The 24,674-nt window shown below is 44.8% G+C and carries 32 protein-coding genes and 1 pseudogene; 32 read left to right on the top strand and 1 reads right to left on the bottom strand.

Annotated elements, in window-relative coordinates; genetic code table 11:
• Positions 1 to 16 precede the first annotated feature (16 nt).
• The 8 genes from atpF to glmS all read left to right on the top strand — a co-directional run bounded on the left by atpF (position 17) and on the right by glmS (position 8,714).
• Entirely contained in the window at positions 17 to 487 is a 471-nt protein-coding gene (atpF, locus tag AB8S08_RS12480) for a F0F1 ATP synthase subunit B (protein ID WP_110075779.1), read from the top strand.
• Between the two features lie 18 nt (positions 488 to 505).
• The gene (gene atpH / locus AB8S08_RS12475) at positions 506 to 1,039 is read left to right on the top strand and encodes a F0F1 ATP synthase subunit delta (RefSeq protein WP_110075780.1); all 534 of its coding nucleotides are present in this window, start codon (positions 506 to 508) and stop codon (positions 1,037 to 1,039) included.
• Positions 1,040 to 1,053: 14 nt separating this feature from the next.
• Positions 1,054 to 2,595, top strand: a complete 1,542-nt coding sequence (gene atpA / locus AB8S08_RS12470; RefSeq protein WP_369742940.1) for a F0F1 ATP synthase subunit alpha — start codon at positions 1,054 to 1,056, stop codon at positions 2,593 to 2,595.
• 57 nt (positions 2,596 to 2,652) lie between these two features.
• Positions 2,653 to 3,519 carry a F0F1 ATP synthase subunit gamma gene (gene atpG / locus AB8S08_RS12465; RefSeq protein WP_110075782.1) on the top strand — a complete coding sequence of 289 codons (867 nt, stop codon included), beginning with the start codon at positions 2,653 to 2,655 and terminating at the stop codon, positions 3,517 to 3,519.
• A gap of 39 nt (positions 3,520 to 3,558) precedes the next feature.
• Positions 3,559 to 4,944 (top strand): F0F1 ATP synthase subunit beta, encoded by a 1,386-nt coding sequence (gene atpD, locus AB8S08_RS12460; protein WP_110075783.1) that lies wholly within the window; start codon positions 3,559 to 3,561, stop codon positions 4,942 to 4,944.
• Between the two features lie 17 nt (positions 4,945 to 4,961).
• Positions 4,962 to 5,378 (top strand): F0F1 ATP synthase subunit epsilon, encoded by a 417-nt coding sequence (locus AB8S08_RS12455; protein WP_110075784.1) that lies wholly within the window; start codon positions 4,962 to 4,964, stop codon positions 5,376 to 5,378.
• Between the two features lie 133 nt (positions 5,379 to 5,511).
• On the top strand, positions 5,512 to 6,876 hold the full coding sequence (glmU, locus tag AB8S08_RS12450; protein ID WP_369742939.1) for a bifunctional UDP-N-acetylglucosamine diphosphorylase/glucosamine-1-phosphate N-acetyltransferase GlmU: 1,365 nt from the start codon (positions 5,512 to 5,514) through the stop codon (positions 6,874 to 6,876).
• A 5-nt stretch (positions 6,877 to 6,881) separates the two neighbouring features.
• Positions 6,882 to 8,714, top strand: coding sequence for a glutamine--fructose-6-phosphate transaminase (isomerizing) (gene glmS, locus AB8S08_RS12445; protein WP_369742938.1), 1,833 nt, complete (start codon positions 6,882 to 6,884; stop codon positions 8,712 to 8,714).
• 11 nt (positions 8,715 to 8,725) lie between these two features.
• Here glmS and AB8S08_RS12440 read toward each other — a convergent pair.
• A pseudogene (locus AB8S08_RS12440) lies at positions 8,726 to 9,246 on the bottom strand (phage integrase N-terminal SAM-like domain-containing protein).
• Positions 9,247 to 9,556: 310 nt separating this feature from the next.
• On the opposite strand from AB8S08_RS12440, the gene AB8S08_RS12435 reads away from it, so the two are divergent.
• From AB8S08_RS12435 to AB8S08_RS12320, 24 genes are all read left to right on the top strand, one after another.
• Positions 9,557 to 10,105, top strand: coding sequence for a hypothetical protein (locus AB8S08_RS12435; protein ID WP_369742937.1), 549 nt, complete (start codon positions 9,557 to 9,559; stop codon positions 10,103 to 10,105).
• A 61-nt stretch (positions 10,106 to 10,166) separates the two neighbouring features.
• Positions 10,167 to 10,505, top strand: coding sequence for a hypothetical protein (locus tag AB8S08_RS12430; protein ID WP_146204078.1), 339 nt, complete (start codon positions 10,167 to 10,169; stop codon positions 10,503 to 10,505).
• Between the two features lie 173 nt (positions 10,506 to 10,678).
• Entirely contained in the window at positions 10,679 to 10,966 is a 288-nt protein-coding gene (locus AB8S08_RS12425) for a hypothetical protein (protein WP_110077075.1), read from the top strand.
• A 79-nt stretch (positions 10,967 to 11,045) separates the two neighbouring features.
• Positions 11,046 to 11,282: a hypothetical protein gene (locus tag AB8S08_RS12420; protein WP_369742936.1), complete on the top strand. Its 237-nt coding sequence runs from the start codon at positions 11,046 to 11,048 to the stop codon at positions 11,280 to 11,282.
• Positions 11,283 to 11,353: 71 nt separating this feature from the next.
• Positions 11,354 to 11,644, top strand: a complete 291-nt coding sequence (locus AB8S08_RS12415) for a hypothetical protein (RefSeq protein WP_369742935.1) — start codon at positions 11,354 to 11,356, stop codon at positions 11,642 to 11,644.
• Between the two features lie 119 nt (positions 11,645 to 11,763).
• A complete protein-coding gene (locus AB8S08_RS12410) occupies positions 11,764 to 12,081 on the top strand; it encodes a heavy metal-binding domain-containing protein (protein ID WP_110077055.1) in 318 nt (105 codons plus the stop codon).
• 127 nt (positions 12,082 to 12,208) lie between these two features.
• Complete coding sequence (locus AB8S08_RS12405; protein WP_369742934.1) at positions 12,209 to 12,508, top strand: hypothetical protein; 300 nt, start codon at positions 12,209 to 12,211, stop codon at positions 12,506 to 12,508.
• Positions 12,509 to 12,586: 78 nt separating this feature from the next.
• Positions 12,587 to 13,009, top strand: a complete 423-nt coding sequence (locus AB8S08_RS12400) for a hypothetical protein (protein ID WP_153827398.1) — start codon at positions 12,587 to 12,589, stop codon at positions 13,007 to 13,009.
• Between the two features lie 113 nt (positions 13,010 to 13,122).
• Complete coding sequence (locus AB8S08_RS12395; RefSeq protein WP_153827399.1) at positions 13,123 to 13,353, top strand: hypothetical protein; 231 nt, start codon at positions 13,123 to 13,125, stop codon at positions 13,351 to 13,353.
• Positions 13,354 to 14,029: 676 nt separating this feature from the next.
• Complete coding sequence (locus AB8S08_RS12390) at positions 14,030 to 14,329, top strand: hypothetical protein (protein ID WP_369742934.1); 300 nt, start codon at positions 14,030 to 14,032, stop codon at positions 14,327 to 14,329.
• 110 nt (positions 14,330 to 14,439) lie between these two features.
• The gene (locus AB8S08_RS12385; RefSeq protein WP_369742933.1) at positions 14,440 to 15,402 is read left to right on the top strand and encodes a hypothetical protein; all 963 of its coding nucleotides are present in this window, start codon (positions 14,440 to 14,442) and stop codon (positions 15,400 to 15,402) included.
• Positions 15,403 to 15,516: 114 nt separating this feature from the next.
• Positions 15,517 to 15,876, top strand: a complete 360-nt coding sequence (locus AB8S08_RS12380) for a VOC family protein (RefSeq protein ID WP_369742932.1) — start codon at positions 15,517 to 15,519, stop codon at positions 15,874 to 15,876.
• A 77-nt stretch (positions 15,877 to 15,953) separates the two neighbouring features.
• Positions 15,954 to 16,487, top strand: coding sequence for a hypothetical protein (locus AB8S08_RS12375; RefSeq protein WP_369742931.1), 534 nt, complete (start codon positions 15,954 to 15,956; stop codon positions 16,485 to 16,487).
• Positions 16,488 to 16,571: 84 nt separating this feature from the next.
• On the top strand, positions 16,572 to 17,159 hold the full coding sequence (locus AB8S08_RS12370) for a hypothetical protein (protein WP_313933456.1): 588 nt from the start codon (positions 16,572 to 16,574) through the stop codon (positions 17,157 to 17,159).
• A gap of 163 nt (positions 17,160 to 17,322) precedes the next feature.
• A complete protein-coding gene (locus tag AB8S08_RS12365) occupies positions 17,323 to 17,745 on the top strand; it encodes a hypothetical protein (RefSeq protein WP_369742930.1) in 423 nt (140 codons plus the stop codon).
• Between the two features lie 108 nt (positions 17,746 to 17,853).
• Complete coding sequence (locus AB8S08_RS12360) at positions 17,854 to 18,300, top strand: hypothetical protein (RefSeq protein WP_369742929.1); 447 nt, start codon at positions 17,854 to 17,856, stop codon at positions 18,298 to 18,300.
• Between the two features lie 111 nt (positions 18,301 to 18,411).
• Positions 18,412 to 18,816, top strand: a complete 405-nt coding sequence (locus AB8S08_RS12355; RefSeq protein WP_008983325.1) for a hypothetical protein — start codon at positions 18,412 to 18,414, stop codon at positions 18,814 to 18,816.
• Positions 18,817 to 18,927: 111 nt separating this feature from the next.
• Entirely contained in the window at positions 18,928 to 19,341 is a 414-nt protein-coding gene (locus tag AB8S08_RS12350) for a hypothetical protein (RefSeq protein ID WP_110077099.1), read from the top strand.
• Between the two features lie 116 nt (positions 19,342 to 19,457).
• Positions 19,458 to 20,114, top strand: coding sequence for a hypothetical protein (locus AB8S08_RS12345; RefSeq protein ID WP_110077101.1), 657 nt, complete (start codon positions 19,458 to 19,460; stop codon positions 20,112 to 20,114).
• Positions 20,115 to 20,258: 144 nt separating this feature from the next.
• Positions 20,259 to 20,621 (top strand): hypothetical protein, encoded by a 363-nt coding sequence (locus AB8S08_RS12340; RefSeq protein ID WP_146204115.1) that lies wholly within the window; start codon positions 20,259 to 20,261, stop codon positions 20,619 to 20,621.
• A 1,795-nt stretch (positions 20,622 to 22,416) separates the two neighbouring features.
• Complete coding sequence (locus AB8S08_RS12335; RefSeq protein ID WP_369742928.1) at positions 22,417 to 22,938, top strand: YcxB family protein; 522 nt, start codon at positions 22,417 to 22,419, stop codon at positions 22,936 to 22,938.
• 725 nt (positions 22,939 to 23,663) lie between these two features.
• On the top strand, positions 23,664 to 23,936 hold the full coding sequence (locus AB8S08_RS12330) for a CopG family ribbon-helix-helix protein (protein WP_054640921.1): 273 nt from the start codon (positions 23,664 to 23,666) through the stop codon (positions 23,934 to 23,936).
• On the top strand, positions 23,933 to 24,214 hold the full coding sequence (locus AB8S08_RS12325; RefSeq protein WP_369742927.1) for a type II toxin-antitoxin system RelE/ParE family toxin: 282 nt from the start codon (positions 23,933 to 23,935) through the stop codon (positions 24,212 to 24,214). The genes AB8S08_RS12330 and AB8S08_RS12325 overlap by 4 nt, the downstream gene beginning before the upstream one ends.
• 173 nt (positions 24,215 to 24,387) lie before the next feature.
• Positions 24,388 to 24,639 carry a hypothetical protein gene (locus AB8S08_RS12320; RefSeq protein ID WP_313932587.1) on the top strand — a complete coding sequence of 84 codons (252 nt, stop codon included), beginning with the start codon at positions 24,388 to 24,390 and terminating at the stop codon, positions 24,637 to 24,639.
• Positions 24,640 to 24,674: the final 35 nt, after the last annotated feature.

Here is a 24,674-nt window from a genome sequence, read left to right as displayed (position 1 = left end):
ACTAAGGGGGTAGGTCGTGAGCTTAAACATGACCCTTATCGGCGAACTGATTGCCTTTATCGTCTTCGTACTATTCTGTATGAAGTTCGTATGGCCACCGCTGAATAATGCGATTGAAGCCCGTCAGAAGAAAATAGCCGATGGTCTGGCTGCCGGTGAACGTGCAGAGAAAGACCTGGAATTAGCGCAAGCTAAAATTGCTGACGAGTTAAAAGAAGCGAAAGCACAGGCGGCTGAAATCATTGCCCAAGCGAAGAAACGCGCTGAGCAATCGGTTGAAGAAGGCAAACAACGCGGCGAAGCCGAGCGCGAAACTATTATCGCTGCTGGTCACGCTGAAGTTGAAGCTGAACGCAATCGCTTACGCGAAGAACTGCGCAAGCAAGTAGCTGTATTAGCTGTTGCTGGTGCTAGCAAAATCATCGAGCGTGAAATTGATAAAGACGCTCACAGTGACATTGTTGAAAAACTGGTCGCTGAACTCTAACCAAAGGGGTTTGTGCAAATGTCAGAATTGACTACGGTTGCTCGCCCCTATGCAAAAGCAGCTTTTGATTTTGCAGTAGAGAACGGCGCGATTGAAAATTGGCACAGTATGATTGCTTTTGCTGCTGCGGTAGCAAAAGACTCGGCTATGGCCACATTTTTGAGTAGCGCCGAAACGCTAGATAAGAAAACTGAAGTGTTCATTAATGTATGTGGCGAACAATTGGATGAAAAAGGCCAGAATTTTGTTCGTTTAATGGCTGAAAATAGCCGTTTGAATGCTTTACCTGCTGTACTTGCCCTATTTGGTGAGTTACGCGCTGAGCATGAGAAAGAAGTCACGGTAGATGTTACCTCCGCCGTAGCACTCTCACAGCAGCAACAGGACAATCTAGCGAAAACGTTAGAGCAACGTTTTTCACGCAAAGTTAAGCTGAATTGCACTGTCGATGAGGCTATTGTCAGTGGCTTATACATTAAAGCTGGTGACACAGTAATCGACGGCACGGTGCGCGGCAAGTTAGAACGACTTGCACACGCACTGCAATCCTAATTGGGGACTTGAGCATGCAACTGAATTCAAATGAAATCGCAGAGCTGATCAAAAAACGAATTGAACAGTTCGAAGTGGTCAGCGAAGCTCGTAACGAAGGTACCATCGTTTCTGTAACCGACGGTATCATCCGCATTCACGGCCTTGCAGACTGTATGCAAGGTGAGATGATTGAGCTTCCTGGCAATCGTTACGCTATCGCTTTGAACCTTGAGCGCGACTCTGTCGGTGCCGTGGTTATGGGTCCTTATGCGGACCTTCAAGAAGGCGTAAAAGTTAAATCAACAGGCCGTATCTTAGAAGTTCCGGTTGGTCGTGCATTACTTGGCCGTGTAGTGAACACCCTAGGTGCTCCTATTGACGGTAAAGGCCCGATCGATGCGGATGGCTTTGAGCCGGTAGAAAAAATTGCTCCTGGTGTAATCGAGCGTCAATCGGTAGATCAACCTATACAAACAGGTTATAAGTCAATCGATGCTATGATTCCAGTAGGCCGTGGTCAGCGTGAGTTGATCATCGGTGACCGTCAGACAGGTAAAACTGCATTAGCTATCGACGCTATCATTAACCAGAAAAACTCTGGTATTAAGTGTGTGTACGTAGCTATCGGTCAGAAAGCTTCTACTATTGCTTCAGTAGTACGTAAATTAGAAGAGCACGGTGCCTTAGAAAACACCATCGTGGTAGCTGCATCTGCTTCTGAATCAGCAGCATTGCAATACCTAGCAGCCTACTCAGGTTGTACTATGGGTGAATACTTCCGTGATCGTGGTGAAGACGCGTTAATCGTTTATGATGATTTGTCTAAGCAAGCTGTTGCTTATCGTCAAATCTCATTGTTGTTACGTCGTCCGCCAGGTCGTGAAGCTTACCCAGGTGACGTGTTCTATCTTCACTCACGTTTGCTTGAGCGTGCAGCGCGTGTTAACGCTGACTACGTTGAAAAGTACACCAATGGTGAAGTGAAAGGTCAAACCGGTTCATTAACGGCGCTGCCTATTATCGAAACCCAAGCGGGTGACGTATCAGCGTTCGTACCAACCAACGTGATTTCAATTACCGATGGTCAGATCTTCTTAGAAACTGACTTGTTTAACGCGGGTATTCGTCCTGCAGTTAACGCTGGTATCTCGGTATCTCGTGTAGGTGGTGCAGCGCAAACCAAGATCATTAAGAAACTTGGTGGTGGTATCCGTTTAGCGTTAGCGCAGTATCGTGAATTAGCAGCGTTTGCTCAGTTCGCTTCAGACTTAGACGAAGCAACTCGCGCGCAGTTAGAACACGGTCAGCGTGTTACTGAACTGATGAAACAGAACCAATATGAGCCAATGAGCGTGGCTGACATGGCAGTGTCTATCTTCTCTGCAGAAAAGGGTTACCTTAAAGATGTAGAGCAAGACAAAATCCTCGACTTCGAAAGTGCGCTGATTGCGTACATGCGTAGCGAGCACGCTGAGCTGATGGCGGATATTGACAAAACTGGCAACTATAACGACGACATCGAAGCTAAGCTGCACGAAGGTTTAAAAACCTTCAAGAAAACGCAGTCTTGGTAAGCGGAACGTGGCTACAATTTTTGTAGCCACAAGTCGTTGAGTTAACAGGAGAATATCATGGCCGGCGGTAAAGAGATAAAAACCAAGATCGGGAGTATTAACAATACTCAGAAGATCACCAGTGCAATGGAGATGGTTGCTGCGTCCAAAATGAAAAAGGCGCAGGAACGTATGGCTTCAAGCCGTCCGTATGCGGACAGCATTCGCAAGGTGATCGGCCATGTTGCCCATGCAAACCTAGAATACAAGCATCCGTATCTAGAAGATCGTGATGTGAAACGGGTTGGCTACATCGTCATTTCTACCGACCGTGGCTTGTGCGGTGGTTTAAACACAAACGAATTTAAAGCGGTTGTGAAACATGCCCAAGCACAAAAAGAAAACGGCGTAGAAGTAGACTTTGCAGCCATTGGCAACAAGGCTACGGGTTTCTTTAAACGCTTTGGAGGCCGTTTACTGGCACAAACATCGGGTCTAGGCGATAAGCCAAGCGTGAATGATGTGTTAGGGACTGTACAAGTGATGCTAGATGCCTTTGATGAAGGCAAATTAGATCGCTTGTTCGTGGTGTACAACAAGTTTGTTAACACCATGAAGCAAGAGCCAACGATAGCGCAATTGCTACCGTTGCCAAAAGCTGAGTCTCGCGATGAGGTTCAATCAGGTAGCTGGGACTATCTGTATGAACCTGATCCACAACCCATTTTAGAGTTGCTGATTCGTCGCTACGTAGAAGCAACCGTGTATCAAGGTGTGGTGGATAACATTGCCAGTGAACAGGCAGCGCGGATGGTGGCTATGAAAGCCGCTACCGACAACGCCGAAGACCTCATCGATCAGTTGCAATTGGTGTATAACAAAGCACGCCAAGCAGCGATTACGCAGGAAATTTCGGAAATTGTATCGGGCGCCGAAGCGGTTTAAGGCGAAGCTTGCAAGAATTTTAGAGTTAGAGGAAATGTCATGAGTCAAGGTAAGGTCGTGCAAATTATTGGCGCGGTTGTGGATATCGAATTTCCACAAACAGACGTGCCAAAGGTATACGACGCGCTGAAGGTGACCGACGGTGACCTCAAGGGTTTGACCTTGGAAGTTCAGCAGCAGTTAGGCGGTGGTATCGTGCGTACAATCGCACTTGGTACTACTGACGGTCTGCGTCGTGGAATTACCGTAGAAAATAGCGGCGAGCCAATCATGGTACCAGTGGGTAAACAAACCCTAGGTCGTATCATGAACGTATTGGGTGAGCCAATTGATGAAGCGGGTGAAATCGGTGAAGAAGAACGTATGTCTATTCACCGTGCTGCACCTTCGTACGAAGAACAGTCAAGTGCTACTGAACTGTTAGAGACCGGCATCAAGGTTATCGACTTGATTTGTCCGTTCGCTAAGGGTGGTAAAGTTGGTCTGTTCGGTGGTGCGGGTGTAGGTAAAACCGTAAACATGATGGAACTTATCCGTAACATCGCTATCGAGCACAGTGGTTACTCAGTATTCGCTGGTGTAGGTGAGCGTACTCGTGAAGGTAACGACTTCTATCATGAGATGAAAGACTCAAACGTACTCGACAAAGTTGCACTGGTTTATGGCCAGATGAACGAGCCTCCAGGTAACCGTTTACGCGTAGCGTTAACAGGTTTGACCATGGCAGAGAAGTTCCGTGATGAAGGTCGTGACGTTCTGTTTTTCGTAGATAACATCTACCGTTATACCCTTGCTGGTACCGAAGTATCTGCATTGTTAGGTCGGATGCCATCTGCGGTAGGTTATCAGCCAACTCTTGCCGAAGAGATGGGTGTCCTACAAGAACGTATTACTTCAACCAAAACTGGTTCAATCACGTCGATTCAGGCCGTTTACGTACCTGCGGATGACTTAACTGACCCATCACCAGCCACTACCTTTGCTCACTTAGATGCAACCGTAGTATTGTCTCGTGATATCGCGTCACTGGGTATCTACCCAGCGGTTGATCCATTGGATTCAACGTCACGTCAGTTGGACCCATTGGTTATCGGTAAAGAGCATTATGAGACTGCGCGTGGCGTTCAGTCAGTATTGCAGCGTTACAAAGAGCTGAAAGATATCATCGCAATCTTGGGTATGGACGAATTGTCTGAAGAAGACAAGATGACCGTATCTCGGGCGCGTAAAATTCAGCGCTTCTTATCGCAGCCATTCTTCGTAGCAGAAGTATTTACTGGCTCACCAGGTAAGTATGTGTCTTTGAAAGACACCATCGCTGGCTTTAAAGGCATCTTAAACGGTGATTACGACGACCTACCAGAACAAGCGTTCTACATGGTTGGTAGCATCGAAGAAGCAGTCGAAAAAGCCAAAAAAATGTAATAAACCGGGAGGTTTAAATGGCAGCTAAAACTGTACAGCTTGACGTGGTCAGCGCCGAAGAACGTTTGTTCTCTGGCGCCGTAGAGACCTTGCAAGTGACCGGTAGCGAAGGTGAGCTAGGTATTTATCCTGGTCACGCCCCTTTATTAACGACGATTAAACCAGGTATGGTTCGCGTAGTTAAAGAAGGTGGCGAAGAAGAAATCATCTACGTAGCCGGTGGTGTGCTAGAAGTGCAGCCTCACAACGTCTCGGTACTTGCTGACTCGGCAGTTCGTGGTGAAGAGCTTGATGAACAGCAAGCCCTTGATGCGAAGAAACGTGCTGAAGAAGCAATTGCAGATTCTGCCTCTGATTTAAGTTATGCAGAAGCAGCAGCTGAATTAGCTCGAGCGTTGGCACAACTGCAGATTATTCGCAAAATTCGCAAGTAATCAGCGCGCCTGCAATCTAAAGAAAATGAAAAGACCCGTAAATTTCGGTTTGCGGGTCTTTTTTTCGTCTGTTAATTTGTTGTAAACAGCTTTAAAATAGCTGCAGGCTTATAAAATAGAAACGGAAGGATTCATGTCTCTGAATGTGGTAGTTCTAGCAGCAGGTAAAGGCACCCGGATGCGCTCAGCGTTACCTAAGGTGTTACATCCCATCGCCCATAAACCCATGGTTCAGCATGTGATTGATACTGCGCATACCTTAGCGCCTACACATGTGCAGGTTATCTATGGCCATGGTGGCGATGTACTTAAGGAAAGGCTAGCCGGACAATCGTTAAATTTTGTTGAACAAGCGCAACAGCTAGGTACTGGTCATGCCGTGCAGCAAGTCGTGCCTTATGTGGCTGACGACGAAACTGTACTTATTTTGTATGGTGATGTACCGCTAACGCGCACCGAAACTCTGCAAGGCTTGTTGGATGCTGCGGCAACGACGGAGTTAGCGCTGCTCACCGTGACCTTACCCGACCCCACCGGCTATGGCCGTATCATGCGTGATGCCAGTGGCGCGGTAGTAGGTATTGTTGAGCAAAAAGATGCGAGCCCAGAGCAGCTGGCTATTACTGAAGTAAACACCGGTATGATGGCGGTAAAAGGAGCAGCGTTAAAACGCTGGCTTGGCGATTTATCCAATGATAACGCCCAAGGTGAATACTATTTGACGGATATTGTCGCCATGGCCGCCGCAGAAGGCGTAGTGATTACCACGGCACAACCGCAAGCCATTAGCGAAGTGGAAGGTGCCAATAATCGGGTGCAGTTAGCCGGGCTAGAGCGTGCCTATCAAGCTCGCCAGGCTGAGCAACTGATGCTTAACGGTGCCACCTTAATGGATCCGGCCCGGGTTGATGTTCGCGGCGAGGTTATCATCGCGAATGATGTGGTGGTTGATGTTAACGTTATTTTTGAAGGCCGGGTTGAACTTGGCGAAGGCGTGGTTATCGAAAGCAACTGTGTGCTGCGTGATTGTAAGATAGGCGCAGGTTCTCGGGTAAAAGCGAACAGCCTGATTGAAGAAGCCGTACTTGCAGAAAATTGTGCTGTGGGCCCTTTTGCGCGCTTACGACCAGGAGCTGAGTTGGCTGAGGGCGCACAGGTAGGTAACTTTGTTGAGATTAAAAAGACTCGCATGGGGCAAGGCTCTAAAGCGAGCCATCTTACCTATTTAGGTGATGCAGAAATTGGCGCTGGAGTGAATATTGGCGCAGGCACTATTACTTGTAATTATGACGGTGTAAACAAACATCTGACAGAAATAGACGATGGTGCGTTTATTGGTTCAAATAGTTCGTTAGTGGCTCCGGTACGAATTGGTAAGCATGCTACCGTAGGTGCAGGCTCTACCGTAACGAAAAATATCGATGATCATGAGCTAGGTGTGGCCCGTGGTCAGCAACGGAACATCAGTGGCTGGCAACGCCCTGTAAAAAAAGGATAAGGACAATGTGCGGAATTGTTGGTGCAACCTCAGAGCGCCGTATTAGTGAAATCTTGATTGAAGGCCTAAAGCGGCTTGAATACCGTGGTTACGATTCGGCTGGTTTAGCCGTATTGAGCGAAGACGGACGCCTACAAAGTGTGCGTCGGACTGGTAAAGTCCAGGCACTCAAAGATGCGGTTGGCGAGCAACCGTTAGCCGGTACTGCTGGTATCGCTCACACGCGTTGGGCTACTCATGGTGGTGTTACCGAGGCAAACGCACATCCTCATATTTCTGAAGATTGTATTGCCGTAGTGCACAACGGTATTATCGAGAATCACGATAAATTGCGTGAGCAGTTAAAAGGATTGGGCTACACCTTTGCGTCTGATACTGACACCGAGGTGATTTGTCATTTGGTTCATCACGAGCGTAAAACTCATGCGGACTTATTCACTGCTGTACAAGCCGCAATCAAACAGCTTGAAGGGGCTTACGGCACTGTCATCATGGACTGTCGCGATCCTGGCAGACTTATTGTCGCGCGCTCAGGTAGCCCCTTGGTGATTGGGCTTGGTATTGGTGAAAACTTTGTCGCATCAGACCAATTGGCTTTGTTACCAGTAACCCGCAAGTTCATGTACCTTGAAGAAGGTGATATGGCGGATATTAGTCGTACCGAAGTAAAGGTGTACGATGCTGACGGTAACCGCGTTGAGCGCGAAATTCATGAGTCTGACGGCAACTACGATGCTGGTGGCAAAGGCGAATACCGCCACTTTATGCTCAAAGAAATTCATGAACAGCCAAGTTCGGTGCGTAATGCGTTAGAAGGCAGGATTGTTGATGGCAAAATTGCCGAAGATGTCTTTGGTAATGGTTCTTTAGATCTATTGAAAGGTATTCAGCATGTACAAATTGTTGCCTGCGGTACCTCTTATCACGCTGGAATGGTGGCTCGCTATTGGCTTGAATCCATGGCTGGAGTTTCTTGTAACGTTGAAATCGCCTCAGAATTCCGTTACCGCACCTCTCATGTTCATCCAAATAGCTTATTAGTCACTATTTCACAGTCAGGTGAAACGGCTGACACCTTAGCGGCGCTACGTTTAAGTAAGGAGCTTGGTTACAAGGGCAGCTTAACCATATGTAACGTTTCTACCTCGTCAATGGTACGTGAATCAGATTTAGCCTACATGACTCGTGCGGGTACGGAAATTGGCGTGGCATCAACGAAAGCTTTCACCACGCAGTTAGTTGGCTTGCTGATGTTAACTTTGGCTATTGGTCAGTACCGCGGCATGAACGAAGAGCAGCAAGCGGCCGTAATTAAGTCATTGAAAACATTACCGTCTAAGCTTGAAGAAGCCTTACTGCTGAGCGATGCGATTGAAGCGCTCGCCCCTGAGTTTGCCGATAAATTCCATAGCTTGTTCTTAGGCCGCGGTACGCAATACCCTATTGCAATGGAAGGCGCGCTAAAGCTGAAAGAAATCTCATACATTCATGCTGAAGCCTACGCCGCTGGCGAACTGAAACACGGGCCTTTAGCACTGATTGACGCCGACATGCCGGTTATCGTGGTCGCGCCAAACGATGAGCTGTTAGAGAAGCTGAAATCAAACGTGGAAGAAGTACGCGCCCGTGGCGGAATCATGTATGTGTTTGCTGACAAAGACGCACACTTTAAAGGTGACGACAGCATGCGCGTGATCAACGTGACGCACTGTGATGAGCTGATTGCGCCAATTGTGTACACAGTACCGTTGCAACTACTCTCCTACTTCGTTGCCATTATTAAAGGCACCGACGTAGACCAGCCGCGCAACTTGGCTAAATCGGTAACGGTGGAGTAATTCCACCAGTTTTACTGGTTGCTGATAAGCCTATCAAGTGGGCTAGCTGTGCCCGCATAATGTTGACCAATGACGTGTGTATAAATTTGAGTTGTACTCACGTCGTTGTGCCCTAGTAGTTCTTGCACTGTTCTAATGTCGCATCCTGCTTGTTTATAAGCATTTGGATATTTTCTATCGAGCGCATTAGGCATCGATGGGCCAAGTCGATTCTTGTTATCCTCGATCTGAACAGTTAAAGCCGTTTCAATGGCTCGTTGTAATGGTTCAATGAGTCTTTGGCTGAGAAGGGTTTGCCGATCTTTCTTGCCTTTACCGTCACGAATCGTAAGTGCAGCATGGCGCTCATTCGCCAACCAACTTAAAAAGGCTTCACCTCTTCCGCTCCCATATCAATAGGATGTCGTTTTTTATGAAAATAGATAAACTGCCGTATCCAACCTAAATAAGATTTCTCAGTTTTTAAGCTATAGCCACGTAATCGCATATCAGCGCGAAGTTTTTCAATAAAAGGGCTCGCCATCATTAACATCCATGACTTTTGATAATCGTGAGTTAAGCATAATCGATCAATCGGCACGCTTCACGGCTCAAAGTCGCACACTTAAAGCTTGCATGTAGGATAAATATGTCTTATTTTCAATTACATAATTTAAACAAAAATAGTGTTACCAGGCGTAGTCGAACAGCAAAGTGTGCGTGCTTACTTTACTGACAGTAAAAGGCGACTTTTTAGATGGTTTTTGTATTGTTTTTTGTGAGTTACCAATTTAAACGAACGATTACGACATGTGCCAGCACACTACACAAATGTTATGCAATCAAAAACTAAGGAGAAAAAAATGAAGTTAGTAAAGTTTACGTTTGTTCTAGTTCTATGCTCATACCTTTGGGGTTGTGCTTCAGGAGCAAAAATGGAAAACATGGTTTTCCACGGCGATCAAAAAAACTACTCTGAAGAAATACAAGAGAACTTGAGACTTGGGAATGTGTCAGGTGGCAAAAAAACTAATCCCGCGTGGACCTCTGAAATAGATAATGAAGCATTTTCTGGTGCTGTAAAAGAGAGCCTCAAATCTCAGGGTCTCTATTCAGACAACGGAAAATATCGGTTAGAAGTAAATATGCTCAAAGTCGACCATCCGCTATTTGGATTAGATTTAGAGGTAACTACGCATGTTCGATACATTTTGACCAACGCTGATAGCGGAGCAGTGGTTTTTGATGATACGGTTATAACACCCCATACCGCTGGTGTGGGTGACGCTTTTGCAGCTGTGAAAAGACTTAGGCTAGCCAATGAAGGTTCGGCTAAGAAAAATATTGAAGGTTTGCTTAATAAATTGTCAGAGCTTCGCATAGATTCACAAGAAATATCATTGGCCAAGTAATGCATAACAAACAGCTGCAAGCGACGCACTGCGTGCGCGCTTGAGCTGGGCGTTAAATGCCATGAATAATGTGTACCGCCTTATATCTGTTTTTTTAGCCGTTACCGCGATGGTTCAATTATTCGGTATCGGTGAGCGAGTTCATCACGCATTGTGGCAATGGTACAAATTCGCTGGATACGGCAATGATGGACATACAACGCTTGATGCAACTATGGTGGTTGCCACTTTTGCGCTTTCGTTTTGTGCAATTTTCGTTGCTTGGTTGGTATATAAATTTTCTGTTAAACAACTATGGGCGGCAAAAGTAGCAATGTACTCTGGTTTTAGCTTTTGCTTGGGGCTAGCACTGTTGTCTGCACTTTTAATAAGTCCACTGGCGCAAGTGGTGCAGCGGTAATGGCATTTAACAAAGCCAGTCAGCAACGGCCACTGCGTGGCCTGGACCTCAAACCCGCTGCGCGGCTTTTCGGCCGCTGCTGGCAGCGTTAGCTTTGCGGAGGCTTTATTGACATTTTAATATTAGTTATCGCCTCAGTATTATTCTTTGTTTTGGTTATAAAGTTGGAATCAATGATTCCCATCAACTTTTTGGACAAAGCAGAAAGAACGTTTAACGATCTAGGTGCAAACGTGCAGGTAAGAACAAATTCTTACTCTCGTTTTTATAACACCAAAGGACGATTGGTAAAAAAGTCGGATATAGCAAAAATCCAAAAAGCGGGTTGTCTTACACTTTTTACATTATCGGATAACGCAATCGATATTACGGTGCATCCAGCTAATCAAGATACTGTGTTTGAAAAAGCTAAAAGTATATTTAAAGAGGCTCAAGTTGTTGAAATTGATATACAAAGCTAACAAACCAATTATTCCGACCTCAACTCGCTGCGCTCTTTTCGTCGGCATATTGGGGCGTTAATGTTCAAAGGAGAGTGAGATGGCCAAGCAACCAAAATGGCAAAAACAGCCATCACAATGCCCACAATGCAAAATTGCATTAGTGCGGAAAATCAAAGCTCTCAGAAGCCACTTTCGTTCAGAGCATGGCCGTGCACCAACGCATGGCGAAGAGTTGCAATTTAAAAACTTTAAAAATTCAGGCACTCCATATTCTGACAAGGATTTCGTAAAACCTAGATGCGAAGTATCGGGTGGTGGATGCTCGCCAAAATGAACATTAACAAGGCGCCCAAGCACGACGCGCGAAAAGCGCGCGTGTCTTAGCTTTAGCGTTATGAGTAAGTAATGGGACAGAAACTACCACCAGATCAGTTGGAACTTTATAAACGAATTGATGAGGTTCTTTTCTATAAATGGGATCCGATTGGGATTTCAGATGGGGACTGGGCTAGAGATGAGTATCAGTCTTACTTGCCTAGAGTTTTTGCCCATGCAATGGAAAGTGATTCGCCTGAGCCAATTGCTAAGTATCTTGGCGTAGTTTCAACGGAAAGTATGGGCTTGTCTACCGCGCCAGAGCACGACTTGAATATTGCAAAAATGATCATTGAAATAAAAAATGGCTTGGGGCTGTAGTATGCAGCAAGTAACACTCATAACAAGGCCAAGCACAAACGTGCAATGCAAAAAACGCATAGCACTGGACCTCGCTTCGCTCGGCCTGTGTTGGCAGCGTTATGTTCTAGGAGTAAATTATGATTTATACGACGACTGAAACGGTTCCTGGCAAGGAAATCGAAGCTGTGTTGGGCATTGTGAATGGAAATGTGGTGCAATCTAAACATGTTGGCCGAGACATCATGGCGGGATTGAAAGGTATTGTCGGAGGAGAGCTCAAAGGATATACCGAGATGTTGATGGAAGCTAGAAATATAGCGGTACAACGACTAATAGAAGATGCTGAAAAGTTAAATGCAGATGCGATAGTGGGCATACGTTTTACAACTAGCTCTGTTACTGATGGTGCGTCAGAAATACTAGTGTTTGGTACAGCAGTGAAGCTTCGAACATAACAAGCTGTTTAAGAGGGATTCGCAACGCGTGGCATTTTTGCTATGCGTTAAATTTAGTGATTAAGGTGGTTTACGGCGACTTCGGTATTGCGTTGCTCCCCCCTTAACAGAGCGTTAGGCGGTAACCATGAGTCACGCTGAGCTGTTCCAAAACTGGCGTATACCATTTGTTGTGTTTGGACGTGAGTGCGTAGTTGCGAGAGCCAATGCAGTTGAAGTGATAAAACAGATTTATGGTAATGGTTTTATCTTTCTGGGCTACGATGCTTTTACCGTATTATCAAACGGTAAGCGACAACCTGTTAACGAGTTTTGTGCTTCTTTCTCCATTAAAAATCAGCCTAGTATTGATGAGGCAATAGATTCTCTTAAAGAAGATCCATCACAGGTAACAAGTTATGTTTTTTACTTTAAACCCAGCGCCTAACAAAGTGCGGCATTCGGGGCCTGCGGCCCCTGCGACGCTCACAAGTTCGCGCGCATGCGCACGGCGTTAGGCATTTCCATGAACGAAAAGATTAGTTTAGATAGCAAATACCTTGTTGAAATTCGTCTTGGGGAAAACCATGAGAAGGTTCATGCTGCTTGGCAAGACGATACTAATGAAGGTTTTCTGATTTGTTATGACATTAATTTATTATTTGATGATCAAACTATATTCTTGGTCAAACCATGTGAAATTGGGATTGCTGGTCGGTATCCCGGGATGGCGTTGTCATTGGAAAAAATTGAGTCAGTAAATTGTCAGTCGCCGTTCAATGCTTCGTGCCTTCCGATGAAAGTTGATGAAGTAATTCAAACAGATTACTTGGGTGAGGGCGCTGTAAATGAAATTATCCTTGTTCTAGTGAATAAATGCAGAATTATAATCAGGCATGTCTTTCCCCCCATGACAATGGGTGTAAAACTGGAGCAAAAAAATGCCTAACAAACCGCTTAAATTCGTTCCGGCCACAAAAAGCGTGGCCTCCACTGGACTGCCTACGCTGCGCTGCGGCAGCCAATTAGCAAGGCGTTATGTGGGGGCGCTGAGTAACGAGCATGGATAAATATTCCAAGATCGAAAAGTATGTTGTAGCGAGTGATGTTTGCAGCCGGGATGGAATCGGAATAGAGGTTTATTCTGGCAACAATATGCTTCTGGAAGTCTTTCGAGATGACACTAAAAAGACTAGAGAGGTGACTCTTTACAAAAAGGAGCTTGATCTTGAGCTCGTAGAGCAAGCAGTTGCACTATTCAAAAAGGAAATCCCGTGGGAATTTCAAGAATAACATCAGCTTACAAGTCGCCACATAACAAGGCCCAGCAGTTCGCAGCCTGCGGCTGCCGGACTCGCTACGCTCGCCGCTGTGGGCGGCGTTAGGCGGCAAGGACCGTTCAATGATTGTCCGCGAAATATTAGACTTCTTGTATACCTACGTACTCACTGCATGGTACTTCTACGCTGCACTGGTCGTTATAGTTCTAGCCATTGCTGTTCTGACGAGGCGTACTAAGCCGTCAATTGCGTCAAGCATTCCCGTTCTCGGAGATCATGTTAGTACTGTTCCATTCTTTATTGCAGATATCTGGCAAGGCCTCGCAAAAGGCCATGGCTTAGTGGCCCTGCATCAAGAAGCTATCAGACTTGAGGTCCAAATCGTTGACTCATTAACCGGACTAATAAAATTTAGGCATCAGATTGTGGAAGTTCCAATCAGAGATGTCGCATCGATTGCCATTAGATCCTACTTGTTTGGAACCTACACACTGCTTTGGTTGCAGGGAACGAGGATGGATACTTTCCAAAGCTTTCCAAGGTTGCGTGGCGGGCGATGCAGACTGCGAATCGCGCGTCGCGACCGACAGAACTGCGCAGCCTTCGTAGAGCACTTCGCAACCGTCAAGGCGTCTGGGCAAGTGGTGTAGCTACACAAGTCGGCTTAACTCGAGCGTTAGGCGGTAACCATGAGTCACGCTGAGCTGTTCCAAAACTGGCGTATACCATTTGTTGTGTTTGGACGTGAGTGCGTAGTTGCGAGAGCCAATGCAGTTGAAGTGATAAAACAGATTTATGGTAATGGTTTTATCTTTCTGGGTTACGATGCTTTTACCGTATTATCAAACGGTAAGCGACAACCTGTTAACGAGTTTTGTGCTTCTTTCTCCATTAAAAATCAGCCTAGTATTGATGAGGCAATAGATTCTCTTAAAGAAGATCCATCACAGGTAACAAGTTATGTTTTTTACTTTAAACCCAGCGCCTAACAAAGTGCGGCATTCGGGGCCTGCGGCCCCTGCGACGCTCACAAGTTCGCGCGCATGCGCACGGCGTTACATTTCATTCAGTGTTAACCGTAAAAATTCGGATAGAATAAATGAGTAAAAATGACGGTGACTTAAAGAAGCTTTTCTACTCCAGTATCAACTCTGAGTTTAATAAATGCCTTGAACGCAGCATGGAGTGCGAAAATAAAGCTATAAAAGCACATTCGGTCCAAAATTCGAATGTTTTAGACTTGCTTTGCGAAGATGGCCATGTAATTCAAATCAAACTTAAAGTGGGTGGGGATGCCCAGCCTGAGCCTGAATACAAGCTTGTAGGAAGAAATAGGGCAACAACATTTACCGGCCTATGCAGTACTCATGATAGCGATATATTTAGGGAAATAGATACTGAAGAAATTGATGTAAATAATGTCCGGCAACTATATCTGCTTGCGTACCGGTCTGTTTTAAGAGAGCTTCACGCAACAATGCACGCTGCGGGAATGATACAAGGCGCCTATCAGCAAAGAGTGGAAATGGGCTTAGATCCAAAGGGCCAGCCTTCTCCAGCAGGGATGGAAGCAATATTTCAAATGATGAAATCGTGGAGGACTTATCGATATAGGTGTAAGTTCGATAAATTGGAAGAGGCTGGCGACTACGAAAATTTGGTACATTTCACCAAAGAGCTAGAAACATCTGAGGCTACCTTAGCCGCAAGTGTTCTATTTGGTGTTGGAAAATATACGAATGAAGAAGATTTGGTTGGAGTGGCGCTGAATATCGTGCCCTTAAGCGAAAATAAAACCGTCGTAATATTTAGCTACCTCAAAGAACATGAAGGTGAAGTAAAAAAAGCATTCCCTGAGTTATACGAAGCTGAGGCGCATTATTTCGGTTACGTGGTTTCTAAACTATTATTAGAGTACGGTGAAAACCTTGTAATAAGTCCCAAATATTACGATTCTTGGTCTGATGAAAAACGCACCTGCATTTTGGATTACTTTACAGAAACTCTCCTTGAGCAGGAGCAGGAAAAAGAAAATGAGAACTTGCTTCTATTCCAAATGTAACAAAGCCATCAATTTGACAATTTTTCCGTTACGTCTTTTGTGCTTTAAAATAGCACAAAAGTCTCCACTCCAAAATTGCGAATTATGGCGGCGTTATGCATACGGGAGGATGCCATGAGGGAAACCGGTAAAATAAACTATGTCGAGATTCCTTCAAGGGATCTTGAAGCGACTAAAGCATTCTTTGCCTCGGCATTCGGGTGGTCATTCATTGACTATGGCCCTGAGTACGTGGCTATAGAGAATGCCGGGTTAGATGGCGGTTTTTATAAATCTGACAAAGTATCCGCACCTGAGAACGGTAGCGTACTGGTGGTACTTTATAGCTCAGATCTTGAGGCAACGGTAAATAAAGTCACGTCGTCAGGCGGCAAGGTGGTTCAGGATATATTCGATTTCCCAGGTGGTCGTAGGTTTCACTTCAATGATCCAAATGGAAACGAGTATGCCGTATGGTCGGAGCCCGATGCATAACCAAGCCATGAAATACGCTCCCTTTGGTCGCCGGACCTCGTTTCACTCGGCCGTTTATGGCGGGCGTTAGGTTTACTATGCGCCACATTCTAAAATTAGCGATAATTACACTTCTTTTGGTAGGTTGCTCGTCATTAGGCGGTTTTGTTGAATCGAGTGCTCCAGACGAAAATTTTATTGATATCACAGGTGGTATCGACAGAAGCTTTTCATACAAATTTAAGGTGGAATATCGAACAACTACTGATTTAAATCAGTGTACAACGTACCATCTGGCATTAGGAAAACGTATTGCTCAGCAGTTCGAATTTGACTATTACCCTGACATAAAAGGATCTGCATATTCGGTTAGATTGCCTTTACAGGAATTAGAACCGAATACACCTTGTAATTGGAAACCAGTAATGGCCTTTTTGTGTGTAAATTCAGCTGGCAAAGAACCAACATCTTGTACAAGTATCTTTTCATTTAGAGGGGTGCAAGATATAGGCTCCGTTACAACAATAGAATGCACCAATAGTAATTTTTGTACAGACAGTGAAAGTAATATTGGCAGTGGCGCTATAAATGAGTTTAACAGGGCATATCAAGTTGATATTGTTGCTAGATAAACCTAACAAGTTAAATCAACGGAAAACCGCTCGCTACGCTCGCGTTTTCCGCTGTTTAAAGCGTTATAGCTTAAAGGAACCGAGATGACCGGTACTTACGACTGGAACCCAATGCCGCACAAAGTTGACATTAAGTGTCCTGCTTGTGGCGGGCATTGCGTCTTCGAGTTTGCCGAGGTTGTCAAAATAGCGCAAAAGAAAGATTTATCTTTTTTCGAGCAAAGCGACGTCTTTGAGTATGCAGTATTTACCGATAGCTGTGGTCATAAGTGGCACGGTGCAATTTACTTCGCTAATTTGCATGGTGGTTCCACCGACGCTATCACTCAATTACCAGAGGGGTATTCTCCCGAGAATTGGGCTCATTCAAAATATTTAATGAGAAATCATGGACTTGATCTTGGTGCGTTTTCCTGTAGCCACTGCGATACAAGAAAACCTTATATTCTTCAGTGGCCGGAAGATGCTTATTATTCCATCGGTTACAAAGGTGAAATACTTTGGGCATTTAATCGTGAGTCTGCTATCGATCTTCGTGATTACATTGCATCAAACGAACGAAAAACCGAAAAATATAGATGGGCTAAGTTTCTTTTGCATGTGCCAACAGTCTTTAAAAGTAAAAATGCCCGCATTAGTATCGTCAAACAAATAAACAAGGTCCTCGGTTAGACGTGGCTATAACAAAGCCAGTCAGCAACGCCCACTGCGTGGGCTGGACCTCAAATCCGCTGGCGCGGTTTTTCGGCCGCTGCTGGCGGCGTTACACGTCACTATGAAATTAAGCATCGCTACATTAATCCTATTATTTTCAACATTTTGCTTTGGAGGCAGCATGGAGCAAGGGAAAGCCGAATCACAACAACTCATGGATGCCGTATTGCCATTGGCAGAGCAGCTGCTAGCCCAGCATGGTGAGTTCTTCCCCTACGGAGGTGCAATGACGCCATCCGGAGAAATAGTTAGTGTTGCAGCTTACGATGGTGATGAGCACCCTCCATCATCTGAAGTTATCTCAATGCTTCAGCAGGCCTTCATCTCAGCAGCACAGTCAGGGGAATATAAAGCCACCGCCTTAGTCTATGATGTCCGTGTCCCGTTACCAGAAACCGGCGAAAAGTCAGACGCTATAGCAATCGCTCTAGATCATGAGTCTGGTTACTCTGTTGTAGTGCTCCTGCCATATCAGCTCACAGAGCAAGAGCTTAGGTTTGGCAATATCTTTGCGCAGGCAGGAGATAACGGTGTTTTTAAATAGTCCGCAACGTGTAACAAGTGCAGGCAACATCGCCCCTTCGGGGCTGGACCTCCATTCCGCAGCTTTGCTGCTCCATTGCGGCCGTTGCTGCAGGCGTTAGGTAATCAGATGCAGTTTGAAACTTGGTCTACCCTGTTTGAACAAGGGACAATATTTCTAGTCGACCTTTCTTGGGGTACGAAAACCTGGACGCTAGAAAAGGCTGATGGCACCAAGTATGAAATCAAAGGTAACGACAAACTTGAGAATGTCGATTTGATTGCTCGAGTATTTCATTTGGAATCAGAAATGCTTTACGAGATATCCTTTGGGATAGTAAATGCATATAGATGTCTTGATGAACATGGGCTCACAGATGTATGGAGTAGCAACCCACCTAAGGTGAATACCTTCAAGATTAAGGGACACGGTTGGCACAAAGAAAGCCCGTTGTCATTTTTCATGGGTAATGATAACGAATGGTCTTATTTGCTAGTTACCGGCGATGAATGTTTAGAAGTGATTTGCCGAGGTGAGCCCAAAATACGAGTAGTTGAAAAAATTGAGCGTATTTAAAAGCTTACCTAACAAGCAAATTTTATCGCCAGCAAAAAGCGCTGGCTGCGACGTCAACCCGCTGCGCGGCTTTCCGCGCTAAATTTGGGCGTTATATAGCCTAAGAAACTTATGAGAAATCTACTAATTGGGTTAACAACTGTCCTTGCCTGGGTGCCATCAACTTTGCTGGTTGTACTCGCATGCTTCGCTTTAATTGGCGCGGTAGGTAGCATTTTTGATTTACCTATTACATTTAGCCTTAAATGGATTTTGACTTCACTATTTGGGATTGCTGGCTATATTGCTTTAACTTCGGTAAGTTGGGGTTTAAAGCTTAATCATAAGACACGGTTGGTATTTCTTATTTTAGGCTTCTTGGCTCTGGGATTTACCTATTGGTCAGGTGTTAAATTCGACGGTGAAATGTTTAAACTTGGTAGTGGCTGGTTTGAGGTTTATTTGTTTTTATGCCCAGCTTTATTTTTACTAATTCATATAGTTTTGCACCTGCTTTGGTTACGCAAGGCTATATAACAAATTGCTTAATTTCGTTCCGGCCACAAAAAAACGTGGCCTCCACTGGACTGCCTACGCTGCGCTGCGGCAGCCAATTAGCAAAGCGTTATACGTTTTCGGAGTACTGAGTTGAAGCAACTTTCAATTAAGCCAAATTACTTGGTTAAAACCGATAATATTGGATTTCTATTTCCGGTTGTCTGGTCTTCAATCGCTCTAATTTGGGGCGTACTATTCCACGAAGTGTCAGGTGCAATTTTCATATCAATAATGTCAATATTCTTTGTATGGTTAACTTACAAGCTGACTTCGTTCGTTTTAAGCTTTCAGCAGCATAGTGGTATCGTATCGAATGGGCATTATGATCAGGCTATTAAGTTTTTATGGTTTGTATCAGCGTTCGGTTTTCTTGTGTCTATAGCAAATGCCGTACTTTTTCAGCCAGAAAAACATATGTATTACCAAGCCGTATTTTCAATAGTCAGTTTTGGGTTTGCACTAGCCTCGGCGCGAAAATGGGGCTGTCACTATGTGGCTAAATGATATTTTAGCTAAAGCACGTATAACAAGGCGTAGCACTCGCGGCCTGCGGCCGCTGGGATGCCAACCGCTGCGCGGTCGTCACCCGTGTGCTTTGCGTTAGATTTACAGAGTAGATTATGAATAAATTTAAGTTTATACCTTTAATGTTGCTTTTATTAGTTGGTTGCCAAACAACCAGAAACAATTCTGGTTTTCCAGAGATCTTATTTAACGAATTACCATGGCAGCTAGGCGTATCTAGGGATTCTGTCGTTTCATTTAGTGAATACGGCCCTTACAAACATGTAAATGTAACGGGAGGGCTCGAAACGAGTAATGGAAAGTTCCTTGGAGAAAAGGCTAATATTTCATTCGTATTTTCTTCAGACAATTTGGATTTTATTCAAGTCTGGGCTTACGAGGGTGAAGACTATAATGCAGCAAAAGAGCGCTGGCTAAAAATTTATCACTACTTTGATTCAAACTTTGGCGGTGTAGAAATTCCAAATGTAACAGCCGAAGAAGGATTTGACGAAGCAGCTGTAGCAGTAGTAAGTGACCGAGTTATCGGTATGGCTCCCGAGCTAACGAAAAAATTCGAGAAGGATGGTGCTACAGGTACTTTTATACTTGATATGCTTCCAGTGAAACAGCCGAAAAATGTAACTCTGACAGGGAAATTAGTTTATTCAGGCCAGCATGATACATTCTACACGTTTGTTTTTATAGACCGCCCTAATACCCAAGGGCGCTTAACGAAAAACATGGTAGAAATTAATAAGCTTCGAATCTAACAAGTTGCTTAATTTCGTTCCGGCCACAAAAAGCGTGGCCTCCACTGGACTGCCTACGCTACGCTGCGGCAGCCAATTAGCAAAGCGTTAGGAGTCAAATTGAAAGTCCATGATATACTTGAAGACCTCAAAAGAGCTTTTGAGATGAATGAAGAATTTAAATCTTTTTCTGTAGGTTTTGCTGAGTATACGGAAGATAAAGACGGAACAATTTATCTTAAGGATGTCGAGGCTATTGACTGGGATGAGGACGAAGAGTTCTTTTTGATACCATCTGGTATTGCTAAACACTATGAACTACAGGCTAAAAGTTATACAGCGATAGTACTCTACGAAGAGCTAGTTTCTTTACCTGATATTCATAAATTCGATGTATTTGCTCGCTCTAAAACAAAGGTTGCAAAAGACGGCTCTGTTGCATCGATTAACTCACCCACTTGGGCAACAAATTATTTAACCAACGATAAAATCATATATTTTCAGCATGGTGACAGCCTTGACTCCTAACAAGCGCAGTCACAAACGGCCACTGCGTGGCCTGGACCTCAACCGCTGCGCGGGTTTCGGCCTGTGCTGCGAGCGTTAGGTTGCTATGAAGAAATTTCTTATTCTTTTGATTCCAGTAGTTTTTTTATTAGCTTATTGCCAAAAGAACATTGGAGGTGTCACAGCCTCTGAATTAGACAGAGATTTGAGTAAGTTACTTCAGGCTGGAGATTCGCTAGAAAAGATAAATAGATCACTTATTAAGCTTGATATTGGATATCATTTCGATAGTGATCTAGGGCGATTTCAGGGCTCGCTTAAAAGTAATAATGATAACTGTATGGTTCACGTCCTTTATGATTGTTCAGTAATAATTTACGTGTATACAGACCAAGAGCAAAGGTATTTAAATCATGAAGTTGAAGTTGTCTACTCAGGGTTGTAGACCGCAACCTAACAAGTCAATTATGTTCGCCCAACACGTTGGGCTGGGACGCGCAAACAGCGCGCGCCCCATATTGAAGCGTTAGTTGCTAGATTCATTCTGAGGGATAGGACGTGAAGAAAAGGATGGGATTAGTCTTAATTGAAGTACCTGTATTCGCTTCAATAATCATTAGATTGCTTGCAGGCATTCTTGCCTACTACTATCTCGGCAATCTCATTGAAGCAATTCAAAGTGAACAGGTTCTTAGAAGAGGCAATATTTACACACTTGATGACAACCCGAGGTCATACTTTATTCGCACATCACTTTATTCCATCTGTGCATTTGCTGGATGCTGGTATGCAACTCTTGGTACAAAAGTAAAGAATGGCAACTAACAAGCGCCATCAAAAACGCGCCCTTTGGGCACTCGACTCGCAACACGTTGCTCGCGTTTGTGGCGGGCGTTAGGGTTACAAAGAAGATGGTGTTTAATTTTAGATATCTTTGCTTAATCTCATTGATGCTATTTGTAAGCGCATGTTCACAGGAAATAGTGTATTCGTCTTGTTCAAGCTCAGTAAAAGAAGGCCATGTCTGGATTTCCATAACTAAAAATAATGATGTGATGCTTGGCTCAGAGCGCTATTCTGACGATCTACTGCAAGATATTGTCTCAAACCTAAGTAAGAGCTGTGAAACTGTAACCGTAAACATTTCTTCGGACGCTGGGGCATCACATAAATCTGTATATGAAACGATCAAACGTATTAAGGTGTTGGGGTATAAAGTTGCAAGCCAACAACCCTAACAAGTGCAACCAGGCAGGGACAAATCCTCGCTGGCTAAACTACGGCCAAATCGCTCGAATTTGCCGCTGTTGCAAGCGTTATGCATTATGACTGAGTTCCTACACAAGTTTGCTTGCTTTGATTGCAAAGTTGCGTTTAAGCGTCAAGCAACTGAAGACACATCGTCTGGTTCAGCTCACCAGCCTGATTCAGATATCGTCCATATGTGCCCAAACTGCGCCCATCGCATGGCATGGCATTTATGGGCCGTAATTTTGCAGTGCCCTCGAAAGCAGATTCTTCTGCTTGGGCTGCTGCAAAGAGTCTCTGGGAAGCTGGATTTCGTTTTGTCGGTAGCGGTTCTCACAGTGATCCTGCGCTACCTAGAAGTAAATCTGATGTCTCAGCATTTATAAAAAACAACCCTGAGCACAAGCAAAGGGTAGGAATAAAGCAGCAGTGGGCAACCTATGAATAACAAGGCCACACAAGCCGGACAAAAAATCGCTGTCACTTTTTTTGCAAACGGCGCAACAAAAGCGCCATCAAATTTTTGCCGCTGGTGGCGGCGTTATACATATATGGATATTCACGACCGATGATTAAATCTGTAACTATTACAAAGCAAGATTACTTGGATTACTCTCAATTTGCGGTAAAAAGACTTTGCAATCCTAAAAATCAAAAAAGCTCTGGTTTTCTTAAGAATATGATTATTTGGTTTGTTTTGACTGCAACTTTTATGGCTGTTTTTCAAATTAAGTCGATTAGCTTTTCTGATTTTCATTGGCAATCTGCGTTAATCATAGCAGTTCCATTTTCGATTTTTCTTATTGCGTTTCTGTACAACATCAATAAATTCAAAAAACTCTCAGTTCCAAATGAAAATGGCGTAATGATTGGTGAAAAAACCATAGAACTTCAATCTGATGGCATCAATGAAACCAACCATCTTGGTAGTTGCTTCTACAAGTGGGAGGCAATAGAAGCAATTGAAGAGCATAAAGGTGACCTATACATCTTTGTAGATAAACTGTTGGCATTAATAATTCCGGCAAATTCATTTGCTAGTGAAGCTGAAAAAGACGAATTAAAGGCAATAGTGCAAAAATATGTATAACAAGTTGCTAAAGTTCGTTCGTAAACTCACTGGGACAATTAACAGTTGGCTTGGCGCTTCGCGCAAGTTTAGCCAACAGTCAATTGCCCCTTAGCAAAGCGTTAACTGTCACGGAAGACCTCAGTGAAATTTGAAGTATCGAGCAATCTCAAAATCAGTCCCGAAGATGTCGATGGGCTCCTCACCATGAAGGGCGTGAATAGGGAGCTGAGTCCCATCATCCGTATGACGGCTCCCTCAGAGTGGTCAAGCAAGCCAATCTTTGAATGGCCTACGGGTAAGGTGCTCTTTTCTAGCTCGATACTCCTTTTCGGTATCCTTCCCATCGATCGGCACACGTTCTTCTTTCAATCCATTGATCGCCAACGGGGTTTTGCGGAGGCGTCGAGCTCTTTAACCAATAAGCTGTGGCACCATCGGCGGGAGATCGATAGAAGCGAGGCATCATGCCGAGTCACCGATACGGTCGAGTTCCAGTGTAGGTTGCCCCTGCTGGCATACGTTCTGGGGCCTGTTTACCGGTTCATCTTCAAGCACCGTCATCAGGTGCTAAGGTCTTTCTACGGTGGCAGCGCCAGTTAACCAGTCAATTAAGTTCGTTCCGGCCTGCGGCCTCCACCGGACGCCCCTGTTGGGCCGCCGCTTATTTCAGCGTAAAATTTTTTGCCTAACCTCGCAGACTATGCTGTAATACGTTGTAGTCACTAGGTATGAGGGGCATAGTCATGAGCGTCACCACAGTTCGCCTTCAAGCAGAAGTTGAACAGCATCTGGAAGCAATCGCCAGCAGGCTACACCGTAGCAAAGGCTGGGTAATTAACCAGGCATTGTCGGAATACATAGAAAAGCAGCAGCTTGAGCAAGAGCGGTGGAAACAAACGTTAGAGGCAATGGAGTCTGCTGCCCAAGGCAAGGTTGTTGATGCCAGCGAGGTCCACAGTTGGCTTAATAGCTGGGGAACCGAAAACGAGCAAGATGCGCCGAGGTCAGGTAAGTGAAGCTGGTTTACACGGACGAAGCCATTGATGATTTGAAACGCCTCAGGGAGTTCATTGCGGTGCACAGCCCGTCGTCGGCAGTCAGGATTGCCGACGAACTGGTTGGCAAAGTCGAATTACTTCCAGACTTCCCCAAAATGGGCGCACCAGTTGAAATGGCACCGGTGCCTGACTCTGTTCGAGATATGGTTTTCGGAAAATACGTCGTTCGATATTCAGTTCATGCCAGTGCCATCATTATTCTCCGAGTGTGGCATGGTCTTGAGGGTGAACGATAGCAATTTAACCAAACACGGCACTCGGACGCCCTTGTCTCCGCTTCGCTACGTCAAGGTCACCGGTGCGCTCTGCGTTATGTATAGGTCCCCCATGAACCTTGTCGCTCCTTACTTGGGGGAGGTTAGGTGGACACAAAAACGTATAAGTTAATCATTTAATCATTGGAGTATTGATGCTTAAAAAATTACTGCAGCATGTGGGTGCGTTTGTAATAGTTATGCTAGCTTTTGCAATGCTCAGTATACCGGCAATTGGCTTTACGTATTTACTGGCCTGGCTGCTAAGTTTCCTGTTTGATATCAATTTCGACAGTGCGATCACTCACGGTGTGCTCTTGGTACTAGCGGCTATTTGGACATTAGCTACCATCAATAGCAAAGAGGGCAGCGAAGAACTCTCCAACATGTTAACGTTGAAGCGCTAACGCATCATCTGTCATAAAAACGTCATGTGGCACTG

It is taken from the genome of Pseudidiomarina sp. PP-1MA (assembly GCF_041200125.1).
Classification (GTDB): Bacteria; Pseudomonadota; Gammaproteobacteria; order Enterobacterales; family Alteromonadaceae; genus Pseudidiomarina; species Pseudidiomarina fusca.
Note: the sequence above shows the minus strand (reverse complement) of the source record. Positions and strands in the feature narration are given on the sequence as shown.

Coding starts and splice junctions, on each gene's coding strand:
- atpA (WP_369742940.1), top strand. CDS start 1,054: ATGCAACTGAATTCAAATGAAATCGCAGAGCTGATCAAAAAACGAATT.
- AB8S08_RS12330 (WP_054640921.1), top strand. CDS start 23,664: ATGAGCGTCACCACAGTTCGCCTTCAAGCAGAAGTTGAACAGCATCTG.
- AB8S08_RS12355 (WP_008983325.1), top strand. CDS start 18,412: ATGAGAAATCTACTAATTGGGTTAACAACTGTCCTTGCCTGGGTGCCA.
- AB8S08_RS12400 (WP_153827398.1), top strand. CDS start 12,587: ATGAACGAAAAGATTAGTTTAGATAGCAAATACCTTGTTGAAATTCGT.
- AB8S08_RS12365 (WP_369742930.1), top strand. CDS start 17,323: ATGGAGCAAGGGAAAGCCGAATCACAACAACTCATGGATGCCGTATTG.
- AB8S08_RS12435 (WP_369742937.1), top strand. CDS start 9,557: ATGAAGTTAGTAAAGTTTACGTTTGTTCTAGTTCTATGCTCATACCTT.
- AB8S08_RS12405 (WP_369742934.1), top strand. CDS start 12,209: ATGAGTCACGCTGAGCTGTTCCAAAACTGGCGTATACCATTTGTTGTG.
- AB8S08_RS12340 (WP_146204115.1), top strand. CDS start 20,259: ATGAATGAAGAATTTAAATCTTTTTCTGTAGGTTTTGCTGAGTATACG.
- AB8S08_RS12410 (WP_110077055.1), top strand. CDS start 11,764: ATGATTTATACGACGACTGAAACGGTTCCTGGCAAGGAAATCGAAGCT.
- AB8S08_RS12455 (WP_110075784.1), top strand. CDS start 4,962: ATGGCAGCTAAAACTGTACAGCTTGACGTGGTCAGCGCCGAAGAACGT.
- atpH (WP_110075780.1), top strand. CDS start 506: ATGTCAGAATTGACTACGGTTGCTCGCCCCTATGCAAAAGCAGCTTTT.
- AB8S08_RS12380 (WP_369742932.1), top strand. CDS start 15,517: ATGAGGGAAACCGGTAAAATAAACTATGTCGAGATTCCTTCAAGGGAT.
- glmS (WP_369742938.1), top strand. CDS start 6,882: ATGTGCGGAATTGTTGGTGCAACCTCAGAGCGCCGTATTAGTGAAATC.
- AB8S08_RS12385 (WP_369742933.1), top strand. CDS start 14,440: ATGAGTAAAAATGACGGTGACTTAAAGAAGCTTTTCTACTCCAGTATC.
- glmU (WP_369742939.1), top strand. CDS start 5,512: ATGTCTCTGAATGTGGTAGTTCTAGCAGCAGGTAAAGGCACCCGGATG.
- AB8S08_RS12390 (WP_369742934.1), top strand. CDS start 14,030: ATGAGTCACGCTGAGCTGTTCCAAAACTGGCGTATACCATTTGTTGTG.
- AB8S08_RS12345 (WP_110077101.1), top strand. CDS start 19,458: ATGAATAAATTTAAGTTTATACCTTTAATGTTGCTTTTATTAGTTGGT.
- AB8S08_RS12375 (WP_369742931.1), top strand. CDS start 15,954: ATGCGCCACATTCTAAAATTAGCGATAATTACACTTCTTTTGGTAGGT.
- AB8S08_RS12395 (WP_153827399.1), top strand. CDS start 13,123: ATGGATAAATATTCCAAGATCGAAAAGTATGTTGTAGCGAGTGATGTT.
- AB8S08_RS12425 (WP_110077075.1), top strand. CDS start 10,679: ATGATTCCCATCAACTTTTTGGACAAAGCAGAAAGAACGTTTAACGAT.
- AB8S08_RS12415 (WP_369742935.1), top strand. CDS start 11,354: ATGGGACAGAAACTACCACCAGATCAGTTGGAACTTTATAAACGAATT.
- atpD (WP_110075783.1), top strand. CDS start 3,559: ATGAGTCAAGGTAAGGTCGTGCAAATTATTGGCGCGGTTGTGGATATC.
- AB8S08_RS12370 (WP_313933456.1), top strand. CDS start 16,572: ATGACCGGTACTTACGACTGGAACCCAATGCCGCACAAAGTTGACATT.
- AB8S08_RS12360 (WP_369742929.1), top strand. CDS start 17,854: ATGCAGTTTGAAACTTGGTCTACCCTGTTTGAACAAGGGACAATATTT.
- AB8S08_RS12420 (WP_369742936.1), top strand. CDS start 11,046: ATGGCCAAGCAACCAAAATGGCAAAAACAGCCATCACAATGCCCACAA.
- AB8S08_RS12430 (WP_146204078.1), top strand. CDS start 10,167: ATGAATAATGTGTACCGCCTTATATCTGTTTTTTTAGCCGTTACCGCG.
- AB8S08_RS12335 (WP_369742928.1), top strand. CDS start 22,417: ATGATTAAATCTGTAACTATTACAAAGCAAGATTACTTGGATTACTCT.
- AB8S08_RS12320 (WP_313932587.1), top strand. CDS start 24,388: ATGCTTAAAAAATTACTGCAGCATGTGGGTGCGTTTGTAATAGTTATG.
- atpG (WP_110075782.1), top strand. CDS start 2,653: ATGGCCGGCGGTAAAGAGATAAAAACCAAGATCGGGAGTATTAACAAT.